Below are 17,569 nucleotides of genomic sequence, written 5' to 3' on the forward strand. Positions count from 1 at the left end.
CGGTAGTTCGACAGATTCCTTATTCTTTTTCTAGTTCCAACAGTTGAATCAATTCTTCCTTGTTTTTTTCTTTCGCGATATCCAAAGCGGACTTCCCTTCCAAGTTTTTTAAAAACTGAGACGCGTGTAAATCCAACAGTAGTTGAGCCGTGGAAATCTGCTCATGAATGGTCGCAATGTGAAGGGGTGTGTTTCCGTCCTGATCAATCGGGTTTGGGGAAATTCCAAGCTTAAGAATCGTTCGGCATAATTCGTCTTCTCCGTGTTTGGCGGCAGAGAATAATTTTTCGGCAAGAACTTTCTTAAGAATTTTAGAAACGTGATGGTATTTCTGTCTTTCCGCTTCTTCTAATCCGGTTTTTCCGGATGCGTTTACTTGTAAAAAGTCCGCTTCGATTTTAAGAAGTTTTTCTAAACATTCCACGCTATCGTGCGAAGCGGCGAGAAGAAGCGCGGTGTTTCCGTCCGCATCCTTGTCTTCTAAAATTGTTTTCGTTTCTTCTTTTTCTAAAAATAGATCCAATATTTCGGAATCGTTATGGAGAGCTGTAAGATGGAGAATGGTTCTTCCTTCTGAGTTCTTTTTTAAAAAGTCGGCGCCTTTGTCGAGAAGATACTCCACGATTTCAAAGTGTCCTAGATCCACGGCTAAGAGAAGCGGGGTATATCCTTCTCCGTTTCTTTCTTCCAGGTTCGGGGTTGAGTGATCGTTTACGAAAACCATTTCTACGATCCGAACGTTTCCGGTGCTCACCGCTTTCGTAAGTGGGGTATTTCCGGCGAAATCCTTTTTTTCGGTGTCCGCGCCCGCTTCCAAAAAGATTCGAATTAAATCTTCGTTACCCTGATCCAAAGAAGTTAAGAGTGGAGTTTCTCCCCTTGCGTTTGTTTCGTCGGGTTCGGCCCCGGCTTCGAGCAGTAGTTTAACCGCTTCCTGATCCGAATTCTTTACGGCCCAGGATAAAACTCCTGATCCGTAATTGTCTCTATAGTTTCTCAGCCAATCGACGAGGATTTCTTCTCCTTCCATAGAAGTGAGGAGTTTTTGAATTTCATCCGTTTTTCCGGTTTTGACTGCGGAAAATAGATCGGTCAGTGATTCGGAAAAATCAGTCAGAAAAAATTCTCCAAAAACATATAAAATAAAAATAAAGTCGAAATCGAAATTAAGATACCAACCCCTGGGAAAACCGCCGAAAGAGCGGGTCTGAAACCCATTTGAATAGAAACGATAGACGCGGTAATCATAGGCGCCATTGCCGCTTCTAAGACAACTACTCGCAGATGATTTAGGCTTACGTTTAGAAAACGATAGATTAGAAATATCAAGATCGGAGCGAGAAGCAATTTATAAATAAGGCCGATGAATAAAGGTTGTATGAAATTCTCTGATTTTTCGGATTTAGAATCTAACGTAGGGAATTCCATTTGAAATCCAACGGTAAATAAAGCGATTGGCACTAATGTTTCTCCCAAAATTTTGAGTACGGAATGAATCAATTCCGAAATGGTGAAAAATCTGAGCAAAAACGAAAAAAGTAAAGCAAGAAAAGGAGGAAAAGTAAAGAGCTTTTTCAGAATGAATTCGACGGGTTTTCTGTTTCGTTCCCGATCGTTTTTGGATAAAAAACTCAGCGAAAGAATAAATCCCGGAATTGCGAGGCAGAGAAAAGTTCCGAATTGATCGATGATTAGCACCGAGTTGGTGATTTCTTCTCCGTAGAACACCCTTAAAATGGGAAGTCCTAAAAAAGACGTGTTCCCCAATCCGCAACAAAGTGTCGTTGCGATTCTTGTTTCCGAATTCCAATGAAAGAATTTTCCGATTATATAAAAAAATACGACTGAAAATCCGAAGAGAATCCATGGCATAAAGGCCAAATAAATCAGAGAGGTTTCCAGTCTCATTGTTGGGACGCTGGCTAAAATAAGAGAAGGAAGAGAAATATAAATTACGAAATTTCCGAGCACGAGTCCCGTATTTTCCGGAAAAATTTTTCCTCGTTTGAGTATCCAACCTCCCGCAATACAAACCGGAATGAGTATTAGATGAGACACATGTACAGAGTTTACGGCAGACGCGATAGGGCAAGAGATTTAGGATTAGCCCGCTGCCGGAATTGAACCGGCGACCTTTTCATTACGAGGGAAATGCTCTACCCCTGAGCTAAGCGGGCATTGGGTCGTCCGAAGCAAGAAAAACCTTTGCCGTAGTTTCCGTAAAAATAGGATTCGACGTTCGCTTTAGAAGACTACAATATTATCGGTCGTGTTTGTAAAAACTCTACCTAAGTATTATAGATCGGTTGTAAACAAGAACGACGGAAATAATTTAGGGGCCATCTTTCTTCGACTTCTTAAATTCTTTTACCATCATTGCCGTGATACTGTCAAGATGTTTCACCCGATCCTTGAGTTCTGATTTTTCGTGACGTCCTGAAAAAGAATAGCAAGAATTTCTGACTCCTCTGTCTTTCATCCACCAATGTCTTCCGATTTCTCTTCTTTCCTGAGCGGGAAGGTCTCCCTCGTACATTTTATATTCGTCGAATCGAGCCGGAAAATTTCTTTCTTTGAGATAAAAAGCATATGCGGAATGAAAATTCATAGCGGCATTTTGGATCAATTCGTTGATATGAAGACAGCCTAACGTTTTATCTGTAGGAAAACGATTCATAAGTTTTACATAAGACATATCCTCTCCCACCAAATAATCGTATGCTTTAATTGCGGCGGGACAGGTTTCGTATGGAACCCTTTTTTCTTCTACTCCCGATTTTACGATCTTCATCGTGGTTAGATCGACTTCTAGATACAAAGTAATATCGTGATAGGGGTCGTATTGATTGACTTCGATGACGCAAAATGGGGGGGATTCTTCCGGAAACCAATAGTATCTGCTTTCATAATTTCTTTGAAAGTCCGTGTTCCGAAAACGAATTTGCTCCTTGAGTTCCTGCAACGTATTCATTAAAACCTCTTTTCCGAAGGAACATTTTTAAACAAAACATTTTCGGATTCTTCTGGGGCATCTTTTAATAAGACCGGATTCGCTAAAAGATTTTTCCGTTTATTTTCATTTGCTTTTTTGTGGCCTTTTCATACTTTCAGTCCGACTTTATGATGACTTCATTCTTTTTAGAAAAATCGTTTTTGGTTACCGGTGCAAGTTCTGGGATCGGAAAGGCTCTCGTCTTAGAACTGAATCGAAACGGAGCCGTGGTCGGTGCGGTTGCCCGAAGGAAAGAGTTATTAAAAGAATTAAAAAACGAAGTCCAATTTCCGGATAAGGTAATCCCTTTTCCCGGGGATGTTTCCGATCCTTTTCAACTCAAGAAAATTGCGGAAGAGTTTAGAAAGAAAGCTCGGCGTATCGATGGAATGATTCATAGCGCTGGAATCAGCATGCGCGGTCTTGCGAGGGAGACGGATATTGAAGTTTATGAAAGTCTAATGAATATAAATTTCTACCCTTTGATTCATCTATTCAAACTTTTGGAGTCGGAACTTAGACAGAATCAGGGCCATTTTATCGCGGTTTCTTCTTTACAGGGGAGATTTGCCACTCAGTACCGTTCGGGTTACGCGGCGAGTAAACACGCGGTACAAGCGTTTATGGATAGTATTCGACTGGAAACATCCGAAAGCGGAATGCACGTTATGACGGTCTCTCCGGGTTACGTGAAAACCGATATTTCCGTAAAGGCTTTGTCCGGTGACGGATCCGCCTACGGAATCATGGATGAAGGAATTAAAAACGGATTGTCTACGGAAAAAGTGGCCTCTATCATTTTAAAAGCGATCGAATCAAAGAAAAGAGACGTATATCCTTCTCAATTTAGAGAGATGCTCGCGTATTGGATCAGTCGATTCTCACCTTCGCTTTTGGATAAACTTTTGAAAAAAGCGAGAGTTACTTAATTTGCGGTTTTATTTTTATTTTCCGGGAAGATCCCAAACGAGTCGAATTCCGGCTCTGCGATCCGTTTTTAAATTCGGAATTCCTCCGAAGGACCTGAAATACGTTGTGGATTCTTCTTTTGTGGATGAGAACGATCCGCCCCGGATGACTTTATGCATTTTTCCGAATGCGTTTCTTTTGAGCGAATGTCCTTGATACGGAAGGTAGTCGGAACTCGTCCACTCGGCTACGTTGCCGCACATTCCGATTGCTCCATAGGGACTCGCTGATTTTTTCGCTAGTTCGTAGACGGAGATCGTATCCATTTTTTGACTTTCGAGAGTATTGCATAAGGAAGAATCGAAATCGTTTCCGAACGGATATTCCAACGTATTTGGAAAAAAAGAATAAGATTCGTCTCGATTGATCTTCCAAGTCATTCCGGTTCCACGGGCGGCTTTTTCCCATTCCATCTCGGTCGGGAGTCGTTTACCGGACCAACGCGCGTACGCCTCCGCTTCTCTATAAGTGATTCCGTTTACGGGATGATGTTCTTTTCCGATCGGGTATTTTCCGCCTTTCCAATGAGGAGGCGGAGCGGTATTTGTTTCTTTTAGAAATTTTGAATATTCCTGATTTGTAACCTCATATTTATCGATGTAAAAAGAGGAGATATCTTGGAGGTTACCTCGTTCTGGTTTAAAGTAAAACGGATTGTAGTTGTCTTCCGAAGGTTCGTTCCCTTGTCCGTGAAGAAAGAATCCCATCGACTCGTAAAACAATTCTCCGTTTTGTTCGTATCCTCCGGATACGAAGACCATTTCTTTTCCGTCTTTCGGATGTCTGAATTGTCTTGCGGGTCTAGTTCTTCTTCTGTCTTCCGTGAAAAATGCTCCGGGTTCTATATAAGCTATTTCTTGTTTATAGTCTTGAATGAAGGTTCCCGCTGTGAGGAGATGTTCGGGCACTCCCGGATTTGCGGTGAATGAACCGTAGAGTTCGATTTCCGAGGCTTTCTTTCCTCCTAAATTAGTTTGATAGGAAACGGAGATTTGACGAATGTAAAAGGAACCGATTTCTTTTTCGGGATTTTTTTGTAAGACCGTATATTGATTTTTTTTCTCAAGGATGGTTTTGATTTCCTCTTCTTCTTTTCCGTAAAATATGGAATCTTTTCGGATTCGAATTTTCACTTTGCCTTTTCCGCTATAAACCGCTTCTACTTCTCCTTTCCAAAGGGGAACCATTCTCGTATTAAGAGAAGATTCTTGAGTTTGTGTGAATAAGGAAGTCATCGATCCTAAGGAAAAGACGAAAAGAATTACGATCAGTCGTTTGAGTTTAAGAATGGAGTTGAGAATCATAATGCCCGATCGTCCTTTTGGCAGAAGGACGATTTTCTATTTCTAATTTCGGCAAAAATTTCCGATTTAAAAAAGAATTTTAAGCGGATTCTTTTCTTGAAATCGAATCTTATTTCTTCTTTTTTTTGAAGGAAGATGGCCCGCCTGATTTTTGATTTTTATCTCCTTGGGAGAATTTAGAATGGGATCCGTTACCGGAGTGGGAACCCGGATTTGATTTGGTTCTAGATCTCGAACCGGATCTTCCAAAATTCCGATCCTTGTATTTCCTGCCACCATTTCCGGATTTCTTTTTGAAAGAATTTCTTTCTTCGTATTTAAAATCGGATTCGAATTGTACGGAATCATCGAAAGTGACGCTGTCCTTGAGGATCGTCATTTTAAACAAAGCGGCGGCGATGTCCAACGCGGTATAGTCATTCCCCATCAATTTTTCCACTTGGTTTACATACTTACTGATATGACCCGCATCCACGATGGACCTAACTTTGGAAGTGTAGGAATGGATTTTGGTTTCTTCAAGATCGTCTAACGTAGGAATTTTTCCTGCCTCGATTTTGATTCCGTTGATTCGTTCTATTTTTTTAAGATTGTAGATCTGTTTTCCGACGATAAAGGAGAATGCGATCCCTTTTTTGCCTGCTCTTCCTGTTCTTCCGATCCTGTGGACGTAGTCTTCCCCGTCTCTTGGAAGGTCGTAGTTGAATACCGCCTCGACATTGTTGACGTCGATTCCCCTTCCGGCCACGTCGGTCGCGACTAAGATTTCGATATTTCCGTTTCGAAATCCGTTCATTACTTTGTCCCTTTGTTTCTGATTCAGATCTCCGTGAAGAGCTTCCGCAAAGTAACCCCTCGATTTCAACAATTCTACGACGGTATCCACTTGCGCTTTTGTATTACAAAATACTAATGCGAGTTTTACGTTTCTGTATTCGATCAGTCTCGCGAGAGCTTCTCCTTTGGCGTTCTCTTGAATTTCATAGTAGATTTGTTCGATTTTGGGTGCGCTCAATTTCTGGTGAGTTACGTCGATGATCTGAGGATGCTTTTGAAATCTTTTCATCAAGGTAAGAATATCGTCCGTCATCGTAGCAGAAAACATGATCGTCTGGCGATCTATGGGAGTGTCTTTTAAAATGAATTCCATATCTTCGCGGAAACCCATATCCAGCATTTCGTCGGCTTCGTCCAAGACCACGATCTTAATGTCGTCGAGACGGATGGAACCTCTTCTCATGTGGTCCATCATTCTTCCGGGAGTTGCGATTACAATTTGGGGATTTTTACGAAGCGCTTTGAGTTGTCTTTCTATTTCTTGACCGCCGTAAACGGGAACGACTTCGAAGTTTCCTTTGTATTTCATCAGTTTGCGAAATTGTTCGCTGACCTGGATGACTAACTCTCTAGTCGGACAAAGAATCAAGGCTTGTAAATGTTTACTTTCCACTTCGAGAAGTTCGATCGTCGGAATTGCAAATGCGGCCGTTTTACCGGTACCGGTTTGAGCGTGCCCGATGATATCTTTTCCTTTTAATATGACCGGAATCGCTTCTGACTGAATGGGAGAGGCTTCTTCGAAACCCATTTCCAGGATCGCGTTTTGGATTTCGGCGGATAAGTTTAGTTCGCTAAACTTGAGTTTTTTCATAGAGGTGTTCCTTTTAAAACGATGAATCGCCCGCTTCCGGGAACCTCTAATACTTTGAATTTTCAAGATAACTATCCGGAAGATCAAAAAGCGGATCGAAGAGAGGAAAATTGGAACCAGGAAAAATTCTGCGTCTTCGTTAATGAGACGTTTATTTTTACTACGATTTTAGAATCGGTTATTTATACAAGGACAAAAGAGCAAAACGATTTGTATCTGATGGTTTCGAGAGAGTTTGTGAAATCGATTTCAAAAATAAATTCGAATCTATTAAAAGCTAAACTCGTCGATTTTAAGATGGATTCTATTTAAAAATATACTATGCGAAATTTTATTTTCGGTTTATCAGATATATTCAAAATTATTAAAGTTATTTTCATTGCGACTCAAAATTGAACCGTCATCATCAAGTAACCGAACTGCGCTTGCGGAAGAAAGTTGGTTTTTCTGAATTCGGGATATATTGAGTCGTCGTTGAGTTTGCGCCGAACCGCATCTCCTGCAAAAATCCAACTCCCACCAAACGACCAAAGAATATCCTTATATTTGAACGAATAAGTCATATCGATTTCTCTAAATAAATTTTTTCCGAGAGTTACGATCCCTCTTTGATCCAGGGCACCTTTTTCACTTTGAACATAAGGATCCTTAAAACGTTCGTTTGCGGTTGATTCCGTACTGGCTCCTTCTTTGAGGTTTCCCGTGACATCATACCAACCGTCTTGTCTTTTTTGCTTATCAATGATCCAATATGCGATCCTTAATTTACCAAATTCCCCGCCGTCCCATGTAAAGTTTGCGGATTTACCAACCATGTTGACCCAGCTTACTTGATCCGCTTCTCCTAAGAAGCCGTGATTAGAGTGGAATAAATTTGAGAAGGTCGCAACTTTTCCGTCTTTTCGATTTGGATCTCCGCTACCGACATCGTAAGTCACTCCAAACCGAAAAGCCCCGATCGTATAACCGACGTCGAATGCGAACGCATAAGCATCGTAACTTTGTTTTTCTTTGTAAATGCTGTTGGTTACGGTCTTGCCGGTAAGAGGGTCGACGGTGGAAACGTTTGTGTTTAAGACATCCCAACTTGGCGTGACGTTCAGCCCGTTTTTTCCGCTCTGCATCGCGTATTCGATTGAAAAATCGAATGGTATTTTTGCCTTTTTATCGGGAGTTGTTCTATTGGAAAGTCTGAGTCCGAATGTGTGTAATTGGTCGTACCTGGAATCTTTCGGAATCGTTTCCGGATTGGGAAGGAGCAGAATCGTAGAGTTGTTTTGAGGAAGCCATTTCTTATACAATCCGATGTAATAGGTGTCTATGTGAAGTAAGTCGGAAGATTTAAACGTATTGTAAAAACCGGTGAAGGTTGCGTCTCCCTGTTGTTGTTTTGAAAGTTCGGCAGTCAATGTACAAGCTGAAGGTGAAAAAGAATTGGGGGGACAATTGTATTGAATCGGGAATGAATTTCTTTTTCCTAAATTTGTGGAATTGCCCGCCACGTCCGAATCCTGCTCTCCGACGATCATGACCCAAGCGTGAGTGGAAAACAGTTCTTTGTCGATTTTCAAACGAAAACCGTTAAAGCTTCTTCCTACGTTATTCCATTCCAATGCGCCTACGAGTCTTTCGTCTCCGTATTTTAGAATTTGTCTTCCCGCTTGTAATGTAACTGGGCCGATTAATTCCTTGGATTCTACCCACGCTTCTCGAATTCCTACGGATTGTCTTGTGTTGTCGTTTGCGGTATCGATTCCAATGAGAGAGCCTTTTTCCCCTCCCCAAAGCGCGGAGTCTTGTAAGACGATTCTTGCTTTCATATTTTGGGTAAATTCTTTTTCGATCCAAATTTGAGCTTTGGCTCCGACGAAAGAAATATTATCATTTTTGAATTTATCAAAATCGTAATTGTATCGCGCTTCAGGGCGAATTCGAATCAGACCGCCAAGTTTAACCGATTCGTACCATGGAGTGTCTTTTTTAGGTTCTTTAACTTCGGCTTCGATTGGAACGGTTTGAGTATCCGCTTTCTGTTTTTGAACTTCGATCGGTTGTTGAATTCTTTGCGTTGTAGCATTGCGAACTTTCGTGCGTTTGACCCTTTTCGTTCTTTTTGCGTCAATTTCCGAAAATAAGAAAACAATAAAAATGAGCGAAAGTTGGATGATTCTAAATTTGTAAGTTTTCAATTCGGGCCTCTCTTGATTTTATTTCCTTTTGGACGGCTATGGAAGAAATTACGTAAGAGCAACGTTATGAACTAATATTTGCAATCCATCGAATTGCGTTAAATATTTATAATTATAATTTATCATATTATAAAAAATAAATATACTGAAATTAAAAAATAGAATATGGGGCGCTATGGATAAATGGACGAATGGAACGATGGAAAATTTTTATAGATTATGTCGGATAGCTCTCGTTTTGATGTTTTAAACCATTCATTGAGTCGGTGGGATATCGACTTTCTGTCCACGTGAGCTGAAATACTAGTTGTAGAAGACGTTTTTCTGAGTAGACGTTGTCTCTCTATAATAAGGGCGTTGCATTATGGAAATTCAGCAAATACTTCCATAATATTTCTATAAACTCAAAATCTCTTTTTTGGTAGGTTTTGGATTTTTTAATTTCTAACTTTTATTTCTTTTTTTGATCTTTTTGAGAACTCATTGCTTGAACTAATTTTTGAATTCGCTTTGATCTGGTTTCCGATGATTTCGCGTCTAAAATCGCTTCGATGTATTCTCTTTTGTGAGACCAAGATAAGACTTCGAAAGATTTTTTCGCATTCTTATTTTTGGAGAGAATTTTGTTTACGTCTTCCGGAAGTTTTACGATTTTCGTTTCGTAGTTGATGTATTTGGATAGTTCCGGACGTTTTTGTTTTTCCGCTTTAGAACCTCCTTTTTTGACTTCGTCGGCTTTTTTAAAGCGAACCGCAGACCAAGTATCGTTTAAAGAAATCAACGCGACTCCTTCGTATCCGTTTTTCGAAAGGATTTCCCAACCGTGATCCCTATCTAAGTCTGTTTTGATTCCGGAGGATTTTTTAGGGTAGGCAATCCATAGAATGGTTTCCTTGGAAATCGATTTTAGAATTTTAAAAAAAGAAGATTGGAGAGAGGAAGTCGAATCCGCGAAAAGTAGAATTCTGTCCGCTTCGGAAATCTCATTTGTAGTTATAATTCCCCTTATAGGAGAGGGTTTATGTACTTTTTCTTTATCGATGACGATCAGTCGGTCCCCTTCCTTAAATTTCATCTTTTTGATTAAGTCCGGATTCAAATCTATCATAAGGCGCAAGAAAATGTAGATTTTTAAAAAATGCAAATGAAAAAAGGAAATATAAATTCGATTTTCATTGTATGATTTACAAATTCCGTAAAATTCTAACGATCTTTTTCAACTTTATTAACAAGGAAACAGTCATTCGTCGGTGAAAATGACCTTGTAAGAGATTTTATATCCTTGAGATTGACCTAATGATTTCATTGTTACGTTGGATACTTCCCGCAAAACCAAAACCTCTCTTACCGAAAGAAATGATCGATCGATCTTATCCCCGTTTTAGATGGAGGGTTCTAGAGGCGACTTTTATTGGTTATGCGGTATTTTATCTCGTAAGGAATAATTTTCCGGTTATTTCCAAGGAAATGGGGGAAGTTCTGCACTATGACCAGGAACAAATCACAAATATTTTGGCGGTGACCGCGATTACTTACGGAATCGGAAAATTTGTGATGGGGGCCTTATCCGATCGAAGTAATCCGAAATACTTCATGTCATTGGGTTTGATTTTAACCGCGATATGTAATTTGTTGTTCGGAGCTTCGAGTAATTACGAAGCTCACTTTTATCTTTGGGCTTTGAACGGATTGTTTCAAGGAATGGGATGGCCTCCTTGCGGACGTTCTTTGGGTCATTGGTTCGGGGTATCGGAAAGAGGGGCTAAATTCGCAATTTGGAATATAGCTCATAACGTGGGCGGCGGTTTGGTGGGGATTGTCGCCGCTTATAGCGCTTCTTGGTGGGGATGGAGGAACGCATTTTACATTCCTGCCTCAATAGCGATCGTAACCGCAATTTATCTTTTATTTCAATTAGTGGATACTCCTCAGTCGGTGGGTCTTCCTCCTATTGAAGAATATCAGGAAGATCCTGAAAAAGAATCTAGACTTTCCTCCGAAGAACAAGAGAGGGAATTGTCTTTTCGGGAAATCATTTTCCAATCGGTATTAAAAAATTATTATGTTTGGACCTTCGCTTTTGCAAACTTTTTTGTTTATGTGGTTCGTTATAGCTTAACGGATATCGGCCCGACTTACTTAAAATTCGCCAAAGGAGCTTCCTTGGAAAAAGGAGGGATTAGCACCTTCATCTACGAATTTGCCGGGATCGGTTCTACTCTTCTTGTCGGTTGGGGTTCGGATAAATTGGGTGGAAAAAGAGGAATGGTGAGCTTCTTGTGTATCCTCCCGATTCTATCGGCTCTTGTCGCGTTGTTATTTACGCCTCCCGGTTTTCTTTGGTTGGATCTTACTTTATTCGGCATCATCGGTTTTTTTGTCTATCCGCCTGTTATGTTGTTAGGTGTTGCCGGACTTGATTTTACTTCGAAGAAAGCGGTCGGAACTGCGGCGGGTTTTATCGGCTTGTTCGGATATTTGGGAAGAACAGCTCTTTCAAAAGTAGTGGGATGGCTGAGTAAACAACCAGGATTTCATTGGGAACAATCCCTGTATCTTATTATAGGCGCGACTTTGATCGCTCTCGCTTTGCTAGCTATTACCTGGAGTTGGAAACCGAAGGCTTAATTTGGTTTTAAATCCTACATTTATGATATTTATGATTGATTCCGACACATTGTGGTAAGAACCGTTTTTTTTCTATTGGAGTAAGATGATATTTTAAACTTGCCTTTCATCGGAACGTTTAAATAGTTTTCTGATATGGTACACCCTTGGCATGATATTTCTCCGGGCGATCAAATTCCGGAATTTGTAAACGGCGTCATTGAAATCAAACGCGGTAGTCGCGCTAAATACGAGGTCGATAAAGAATATGGAATTTTAAAACTGGATCGGGTTTTATATTCTTCCTTTTATTATCCTGCAAATTACGGATTTATTCCTCAGTCTTATTGTGGAGATCACGATCCTTTGGACATTTTGGTTCTTTCCCAAGTGGAATTAGAACCTCTTTGTTTAGTGAAAGCTAAAGTAATCGGTGTAATGAGAATGTTAGATTCAGGGGAAGAAGACGATAAGATTATCGCGGTTGCCGCAAACGATATGTCGATCAACCATATCAACGACATTTCGGAACTTCCTCCTCATTTCACATTGGAACTGAAGCATTTCTTTGAAGATTATAAAAAACTGGAAAATAAAACTGTCGTTATCGAAGAATTCCAAAACGCAATTCTTGCTCGTAAGATCGTTTTAGATTCTTTGGAATTGTATAGAAAAACGTTTCCAAAAAAGTAATCGAATCAGTTCTGAAAGCTCGTCTTAAAAGTATTCAAGTTCGCCGTAGGAAACGTGGAGAGTGATTGCAAATTTTATAATAAAAGCGTCCTCAGTTTCTTACCGTACTTTGTGGAATTTAGCTCGATATTTTTTACTTTTGAGTAATTTTAAAATGGGCATGGTAACTTCAATGAGTCTTTGTTATTAAAAGTTTGTCCAAAATCTCTAAAAATTTGTCGAATCGTTCTTTAGAAATTTTGAATTCATTATAAGAGTTCTCTTACAAAAACCGTCGCATCCGGCAGTTTCAAGATCGTTCCATTTTTGGTAGGAGTTCTTACATTTTGGGGTTTTGGAACAAGTTCTCAATTAAAAGTTCTAAACTTCTCAGATATTTTTAAGATAGCTTCTAACCAAGTCTGTATTTTTATTTTGTATTTCCTTGGGTATTTTTTCGAGAGATTCTAATTTGCTTTCCAATTGTATTTTTTCGGAAAAAATACTTTTTAATTCCTTTGCCAGCCATTGGTTTCGTCGTACTAAAATTTTCTTTTGTAAATACAATCTTTGAATCAGTATGAAGAATCTCAGCTCCTTTGGGACTTTTTCTCGACGATCTTTGTACTGAATCACGAGACTGAGACGGTTTCGAAATTTCGGCAACGAGCCTAAATAATCCTCTAACCTTGAAGAATCATACCACTTCAACATAACCGCCTCCGTTTACGCGAGTAATTTAGTATTCGGGAGTTGGTTGTATATCGATTCAGACCGAGTTCGTTTGTCCGAATTCCGTTACAAAAAGTTGATTCTGGTATAGGTTCGAAGAAGTCGCGCATAGGACAGGATAATCCACATTTGTGATAAATGTCAATATTTATTATCACGAATGTGGATTATCGAATCCCACATAAAATAAAACTATTTAAAATACTTTCCGAATCTTCTCGAAAGAATTTTGGCTCTTTCATCGACCGATATTTCACCGGTATTTTCGGCAAGGTGAAAGTCTTGAATGAGAATTTGTCTCGTGATTTCCTCTTTTGCCTTTGAGCTTTTTTGAACAAATCTCATCGGATCTAATTTCCTCATGAGCTTTAAAAAAGGTTTGGAAGCGACCCGATTGATAAAAGAAATTTTCCGACCCTGAATCAGACCGGCTTTGATTTCAAAAGCGTCGTAATGCAAAATTGCCACCGCCCAACAGACCGAACAAACGGAAAGCCCCAAAGATGATAAATATGCTTTGTAAATTCCTAAAAACGGAAGTAAATAAATGAACATTAAAGTGATCGGTAACCCAACGATAGAACCGAGTAGAACAAAAAAGAGCCTTACCCTGTCGTCTCCTCTTTTGAGCAGCATTTTTTTAAAAATTATCCAACCTGATAATAAAACCCAAAAGATAGAAAAATAAATAATTAAGTGATAATTCAAACTGAAATTAAAAGTGAAAGTATCGGGATTTTCTAAAGCCACCATTCTTTCGCTGAAACAAGCCCAGGTAAAATAGGAAAAGCCTACAATACCCAGGATTAATATCCAAACCGGAACCTTCTGTCCTACGTTCTCCATTTTTTTACAAATAAGATATGAAATAAATGTTCCGACGGACATAGGAAGAAAGGTTATGTTCAAACCTAAATTACGGTATTCGAGAGGAAATAATCCTCTAAGACCTTGAATGCAGAGCCAAAGTGCGATACATAGATTCAAAAGCAGGAATAAAGTCTGTAATTTTTGTCTTGGTCTTAAACTAAAGACGTAGATTCCGAAGGATAAATGGAGCAGTCCTGTTAAAATTGGGATAAAATGGTTAAGGTTCATAATACTAATTCTTCGTTAAAATTTAATTGTTTCTATTCGCTTCTATTTCGTAGTTCGGTTTCGAGTCTTTGTCCGTTTCCTTTTCAATTTGATATAAAACTGAATGTGAATTCGCATGGGAAAATTTTTTAAAAAGGAAAATCACTTTTGAAGAAAAAAATATCAAAAAAATAAGGGACTTTTCCATCAAAATTTTATCTTTTAGCGACAAAAACATGTCTTTACTCATCGATCTTTTTTCCATAACCCAAAACAAGGCAAAAGATACCACTGTATTTCTTTTTACAAATTATGACCCATCAATAATTGCCATACTGGCATTTGAATTGATTTTTTGAAAGTTGTGCTATTAATAGGTTTTTAAAGACACATTGGTATTATTTTAATACCAATGTCAACAAAAAAGTATTATTCTAGGACATGTTTTGAACGAGCAAAAGAAAAGATTACAAACCATACTCTTAAGTTTCAAAGGGAATCAAAGAGAGTTTGGGGACACGATCGGCAAATCAAAACAAACGATCAGTGGTTGGCTGAGCGGAAGATTTCCGATACCGGAAGACGCGGCAATTACGATAGAAATGGTCCACGGATACAGAAGAGAATGGCTCCTTGAAGGTAAACTGCCGGAAAAAGTGGCACTTCGAGCCAAAATGAAAATAGAATTCGAGCCGACCTTATTGAAAAAAATAACTTCGAAAGAAGGTTTACCAAAAATGGTAGAAATATTGGCAATTTTGCCCAAAAAAGAATTTGAAATTGCCCAAAAGTTGATTTTTAGCCTAGCAAAAAAAGAAGTCGAAAATAATTAAGAACCTCTTTCCTTCGTTTTAAAATGTCCGTTTAAACAAAGCGATTCCTTTGCATTCAATATCAACTTCATGCTCAGAATTATCTTTCAACAAGACAAAGTTTCGATTCTACGATCTTTAAATGTTCTCAGGTTGTTTGTAGACAATTCTAAGAATTCGTTTCACCAACCTTAAAGAAACGTGAGCAGGGTCGTAAGAAATTCACGATTCATTTTTCTGTAGGAAGTTGGAATTTGAACTTTGTAAATCTATTCTTAAAATGTGGGAACTACAACATGTCGCAATTTTAGGAGCAAATTCTAAAAGCAGGGGCTCCTATTTTTAGAAAATTCTTTCTCATTTTCAACCGTCGAATTCACGCTAAAGAATCATGATCGTAATTTCTAAGTTGCCTGAATAAAGCGCAGTTCCCACAAATTTCGTCTTCTTAGGTTCTTTTTGCGGGTTTGAAACGACTTTTGCTCATCTCTAAAATAGAGTAGCGCTAATTTGAATACAAATCCCGCGTTTAGCGCGGAATTTTAGACACTCTATTATGTAGAGATGAATAACAGCGAAGCTCCTTGCACCGCAATCCACTGCGATCGTCGAGATTATGACAGTTTCTAATTTCGTGAGAATTCCCGCTCTTGGGGAAGACTCTGATCTTCTTTTACACCAAGTTCACGTTAAAATAAATCTCCACCACAATTGAATTTATATTGACTAAAATATCGCACCGATAACATTTGGCTCGAAGGAATTTCGTGATATTTTATAAAATACACAATCACAATTTGTGGCCCCAAGGAGTTTACTTTAAAAAGCCGCAAAAACAATTTCGACTTTTCTGGACATCCTTACATTTCGCACTCCGCTTTGAGTGCGTTTTTTTTCTCCGAAAAAAACCGAAGATAAACACGATTTATATAAAAAAAGCTCTAAAGGCGATTCTCCCAGATTCTGTCTTATTCGCGGGTTTTATCTTTCTCCTCTTTTGCGTGTGCCCAAGAATCGAAATCAGAGCTTCCGACAAAAAAACGTTAAGAATTAATTTGGAAACCGCCACTCAAATAGCTTTAACGAATTACTATCTATTATTATCTCTTAAAAACAAAAACACAGCAATCAAAGAACTCATTTCCGAACGGTGGAGGGATTTGCTCCCTACTCTCGGAGTCAATATGACGAGGCAGAGATATATAATTCAAGACTCGAATGATTACATATATAACGCGATTTTGTTAAACGTAGACCAGATCATTTACGACGGCGGTAAAAAGAAGCTGGATCTCGATATAGCTCAATTAGAGGAAATATTAAGTAGGGAAGACTTTAAAATTACTTCTTCTAAAGTGAGGCTGGAAGTTGAAAAAAATTTCATAAACACGTTGGTTGCGCTTGCAAAGGTGGCTCTTAACAAGAAGTCGGTGGAACGCGCCAAAGAACAACTCAGACTTGCAAAACTGGAGGCTAAACTCGGTTTTACTACGCAAATTCAAGTCTTGAGCGTTGCCTCCCGTCTTCAAGAAATCGAATTCGCTTTGGTGAAATCCGTAAACGAATATCTAAAGGCAAAGAACGATTTGAAGTTAGTCATGAGTTTGGATCATCAGTCCGATCTCATTATTGAAGGAAATTTACTTACAGACTTCTACCTTTCCTATCCTGATTTGAAAAAGGAAACATTAATTGAGAATGCTCAGAATCAAAGATCGGAAATTGTCAGAATCAAGATTAATAATAAAAAATTAGCGAAGGAACGCGAACTGGCCGAAAACGCTTGGATCCCTCAGATTTCTGTCGGCGGTTCTTATGGAAGAACTGGTATAACTTATCCGTTACAAAACGATACCTGGAATGTGAACGTTAAAGTTGTATTCCCTTTAGGAGGTTCCACCAATACAACGACCGAAAACTTAGGGATGCGTTATAACAACCAAGCGAGTAGCGGATTTGCGGGTACTGTTAATCCCAACTTCAATGCGGCGACATCCAATAATCTCCAAGTTCTGGATAACATGAGTTATTCGAGAAAGGTAATGGAAAGTAAGATTAAATTGGGAGATTCTATCGCGGAAAAAAAACGTTTGGAACAATCCATTGCGATCGAAGTAGAGAAAGCTAGCGACGTCGTTAAGGAATCCTACGATTTAATCACGATCGGAAGCGGAATGGTTTATTTTCGCTACGAGAGCATGCGCTTGATGAACACCAAAATCCAGGTCGGGGAAGCAAAAAGATCGGACATACTCTTCGCCGAAACCGAACTTGTAGGCGCTCAAGAAAAACTTGTAGATGCAATCGGAAAATATTGCACTTCCGTTTACGAGCTGGAATGGGTCTCGGGTTTGCAGCCCGATTCACTGAAGTTGTTCAAATACAAACCGAATCACGGAAATACGATTCTTCCGTTGATCCTGCAAAATCGACCTATTCCTAAATCGAAAGCGGCCGAGAACTTTAAAGTTAAAGATATCGAAGAATATTTCAATTCCCCGGATACCGATTCCGAAGCGGACAGGGGTTTATTAGATGCATATGATCCCATTAAAAAGAAGTAA

15 protein-coding genes and 1 tRNA gene are annotated in these 17,569 nt (G+C 39.2%); 6 read left to right on the top strand and 10 right to left on the bottom strand.

Annotation, left to right across the window (positions count from 1 at the left end; genetic code table 11):
- Positions 1 to 19 precede the first annotated feature (19 nt).
- The 4 genes from FHG67_RS01685 to FHG67_RS01700 form a co-directional block, all read right to left on the bottom strand.
- On the bottom strand, positions 20 to 1,030 hold the full coding sequence (locus FHG67_RS01685; protein WP_004501149.1) for an ankyrin repeat domain-containing protein: 1,011 nt from the start codon (positions 1,028 to 1,030) through the stop codon (positions 20 to 22).
- Between the two features lie 83 nt (positions 1,031 to 1,113).
- Positions 1,114 to 2,058 carry an AEC family transporter gene (locus FHG67_RS01690; protein WP_004501151.1) on the bottom strand — a complete coding sequence of 315 codons (945 nt, stop codon included), beginning with the start codon at positions 2,056 to 2,058 and terminating at the stop codon, positions 1,114 to 1,116.
- A gap of 47 nt (positions 2,059 to 2,105) precedes the next feature.
- Positions 2,106 to 2,177: transfer RNA gene (locus FHG67_RS01695), tRNA-Thr, on the bottom strand.
- Between the two features lie 155 nt (positions 2,178 to 2,332).
- On the bottom strand, positions 2,333 to 2,971 hold the full coding sequence (locus FHG67_RS01700) for a DUF2889 domain-containing protein (RefSeq protein ID WP_004501173.1): 639 nt from the start codon (positions 2,969 to 2,971) through the stop codon (positions 2,333 to 2,335).
- Positions 2,972 to 3,120: 149 nt separating this feature from the next.
- Here FHG67_RS01700 and FHG67_RS01705 point away from each other — a divergent pair, with 149 nt between their 5' ends.
- On the top strand, positions 3,121 to 3,921 hold the full coding sequence (locus FHG67_RS01705; RefSeq protein ID WP_026054374.1) for an SDR family oxidoreductase: 801 nt from the start codon (positions 3,121 to 3,123) through the stop codon (positions 3,919 to 3,921).
- A gap of 15 nt (positions 3,922 to 3,936) precedes the next feature.
- Here the strand turns inward: FHG67_RS01705 and FHG67_RS01710 are convergent, their stop codons facing one another.
- Positions 3,937 to 5,265 carry a formylglycine-generating enzyme family protein gene (locus FHG67_RS01710; protein ID WP_004495275.1) on the bottom strand — a complete coding sequence of 443 codons (1,329 nt, stop codon included), beginning with the start codon at positions 5,263 to 5,265 and terminating at the stop codon, positions 3,937 to 3,939.
- A 109-nt stretch (positions 5,266 to 5,374) separates the two neighbouring features.
- Positions 5,375 to 6,916, bottom strand: a complete 1,542-nt coding sequence (locus tag FHG67_RS01715; protein WP_004495265.1) for a DEAD/DEAH box helicase — start codon at positions 6,914 to 6,916, stop codon at positions 5,375 to 5,377.
- A gap of 54 nt (positions 6,917 to 6,970) precedes the next feature.
- Here FHG67_RS01715 and FHG67_RS21600 point away from each other — a divergent pair, with 54 nt between their 5' ends.
- Positions 6,971 to 7,228 carry a hypothetical protein gene (locus FHG67_RS21600; RefSeq protein ID WP_216368161.1) on the top strand — a complete coding sequence of 86 codons (258 nt, stop codon included), beginning with the start codon at positions 6,971 to 6,973 and terminating at the stop codon, positions 7,226 to 7,228.
- Between the two features lie 74 nt (positions 7,229 to 7,302).
- Here the strand turns inward: FHG67_RS21600 and FHG67_RS01720 are convergent, their stop codons facing one another.
- Positions 7,303 to 9,105: an alginate export family protein gene (locus tag FHG67_RS01720; RefSeq protein ID WP_016759197.1), complete on the bottom strand. Its 1,803-nt coding sequence runs from the start codon at positions 9,103 to 9,105 to the stop codon at positions 7,303 to 7,305.
- Between the two features lie 451 nt (positions 9,106 to 9,556).
- Positions 9,557 to 10,213 (bottom strand): YdeI/OmpD-associated family protein, encoded by a 657-nt coding sequence (locus FHG67_RS01725; RefSeq protein WP_004495375.1) that lies wholly within the window; start codon positions 10,211 to 10,213, stop codon positions 9,557 to 9,559.
- A 188-nt stretch (positions 10,214 to 10,401) separates the two neighbouring features.
- On the opposite strand from FHG67_RS01725, the gene FHG67_RS01730 reads away from it, so the two are divergent.
- Together FHG67_RS01730 and FHG67_RS01735 are read left to right on the top strand one after the other, a co-directional pair.
- Positions 10,402 to 11,733 carry an MFS transporter gene (locus FHG67_RS01730; RefSeq protein ID WP_004495374.1) on the top strand — a complete coding sequence of 444 codons (1,332 nt, stop codon included), beginning with the start codon at positions 10,402 to 10,404 and terminating at the stop codon, positions 11,731 to 11,733.
- A gap of 135 nt (positions 11,734 to 11,868) precedes the next feature.
- Positions 11,869 to 12,405 carry an inorganic diphosphatase gene (locus FHG67_RS01735; RefSeq protein WP_002618568.1) on the top strand — a complete coding sequence of 179 codons (537 nt, stop codon included), beginning with the start codon at positions 11,869 to 11,871 and terminating at the stop codon, positions 12,403 to 12,405.
- Positions 12,406 to 12,774: 369 nt separating this feature from the next.
- Here the strand turns inward: FHG67_RS01735 and FHG67_RS01740 are convergent, their stop codons facing one another.
- Both FHG67_RS01740 and FHG67_RS01745 read right to left on the bottom strand, forming a co-directional pair.
- Positions 12,775 to 13,098, bottom strand: a complete 324-nt coding sequence (locus tag FHG67_RS01740) for an LIC_10907 family protein (RefSeq protein ID WP_004495347.1) — start codon at positions 13,096 to 13,098, stop codon at positions 12,775 to 12,777.
- A 210-nt stretch (positions 13,099 to 13,308) separates the two neighbouring features.
- Positions 13,309 to 14,214 carry an LIC10906 family membrane protein gene (locus FHG67_RS01745; protein WP_004495305.1) on the bottom strand — a complete coding sequence of 302 codons (906 nt, stop codon included), beginning with the start codon at positions 14,212 to 14,214 and terminating at the stop codon, positions 13,309 to 13,311.
- 425 nt (positions 14,215 to 14,639) lie between these two features.
- Between FHG67_RS01745 and FHG67_RS01755 the strand changes: the two genes are divergently transcribed.
- Together FHG67_RS01755 and FHG67_RS01760 are read left to right on the top strand one after the other, a co-directional pair.
- Positions 14,640 to 15,026, top strand: a complete 387-nt coding sequence (locus FHG67_RS01755; protein WP_004495288.1) for a helix-turn-helix domain-containing protein — start codon at positions 14,640 to 14,642, stop codon at positions 15,024 to 15,026.
- 929 nt (positions 15,027 to 15,955) lie between these two features.
- On the top strand, positions 15,956 to 17,569 hold the full coding sequence (locus tag FHG67_RS01760; RefSeq protein ID WP_172616515.1) for a TolC family protein: 1,614 nt from the start codon (positions 15,956 to 15,958) through the stop codon (positions 17,567 to 17,569).

Origin of the sequence: Leptospira weilii, from assembly GCF_006874765.1 — a bacterium.
Lineage (GTDB): Bacteria > Spirochaetota > Leptospiria > Leptospirales > Leptospiraceae > Leptospira > Leptospira weilii.

What these genes read in the sequence shown, in the direction of transcription:
- FHG67_RS01685 (WP_004501149.1), bottom strand. Translation starts at nt 1,030, where the DNA reads ATGGAAGGAGAAGAAATCCTCGTCGATTGGCTGAGAAACTATAGAGAC.
- FHG67_RS01700 (WP_004501173.1), bottom strand. Translation starts at nt 2,971, where the DNA reads ATGAATACGTTGCAGGAACTCAAGGAGCAAATTCGTTTTCGGAACACG.
- FHG67_RS01705 (WP_026054374.1), top strand. Translation starts at nt 3,121, where the DNA reads ATGATGACTTCATTCTTTTTAGAAAAATCGTTTTTGGTTACCGGTGCA.
- FHG67_RS01710 (WP_004495275.1), bottom strand. Translation starts at nt 5,265, where the DNA reads ATGATTCTCAACTCCATTCTTAAACTCAAACGACTGATCGTAATTCTT.
- FHG67_RS01715 (WP_004495265.1), bottom strand. Translation starts at nt 6,916, where the DNA reads ATGAAAAAACTCAAGTTTAGCGAACTAAACTTATCCGCCGAAATCCAA.
- FHG67_RS01725 (WP_004495375.1), bottom strand. Translation starts at nt 10,213, where the DNA reads ATGATAGATTTGAATCCGGACTTAATCAAAAAGATGAAATTTAAGGAA.
- FHG67_RS01730 (WP_004495374.1), top strand. Translation starts at nt 10,402, where the DNA reads ATGATTTCATTGTTACGTTGGATACTTCCCGCAAAACCAAAACCTCTC.
- FHG67_RS01735 (WP_002618568.1), top strand. Translation starts at nt 11,869, where the DNA reads ATGGTACACCCTTGGCATGATATTTCTCCGGGCGATCAAATTCCGGAA.
- FHG67_RS01740 (WP_004495347.1), bottom strand. Translation starts at nt 13,098, where the DNA reads ATGTTGAAGTGGTATGATTCTTCAAGGTTAGAGGATTATTTAGGCTCG.
- FHG67_RS01745 (WP_004495305.1), bottom strand. Translation starts at nt 14,214, where the DNA reads ATGAACCTTAACCATTTTATCCCAATTTTAACAGGACTGCTCCATTTA.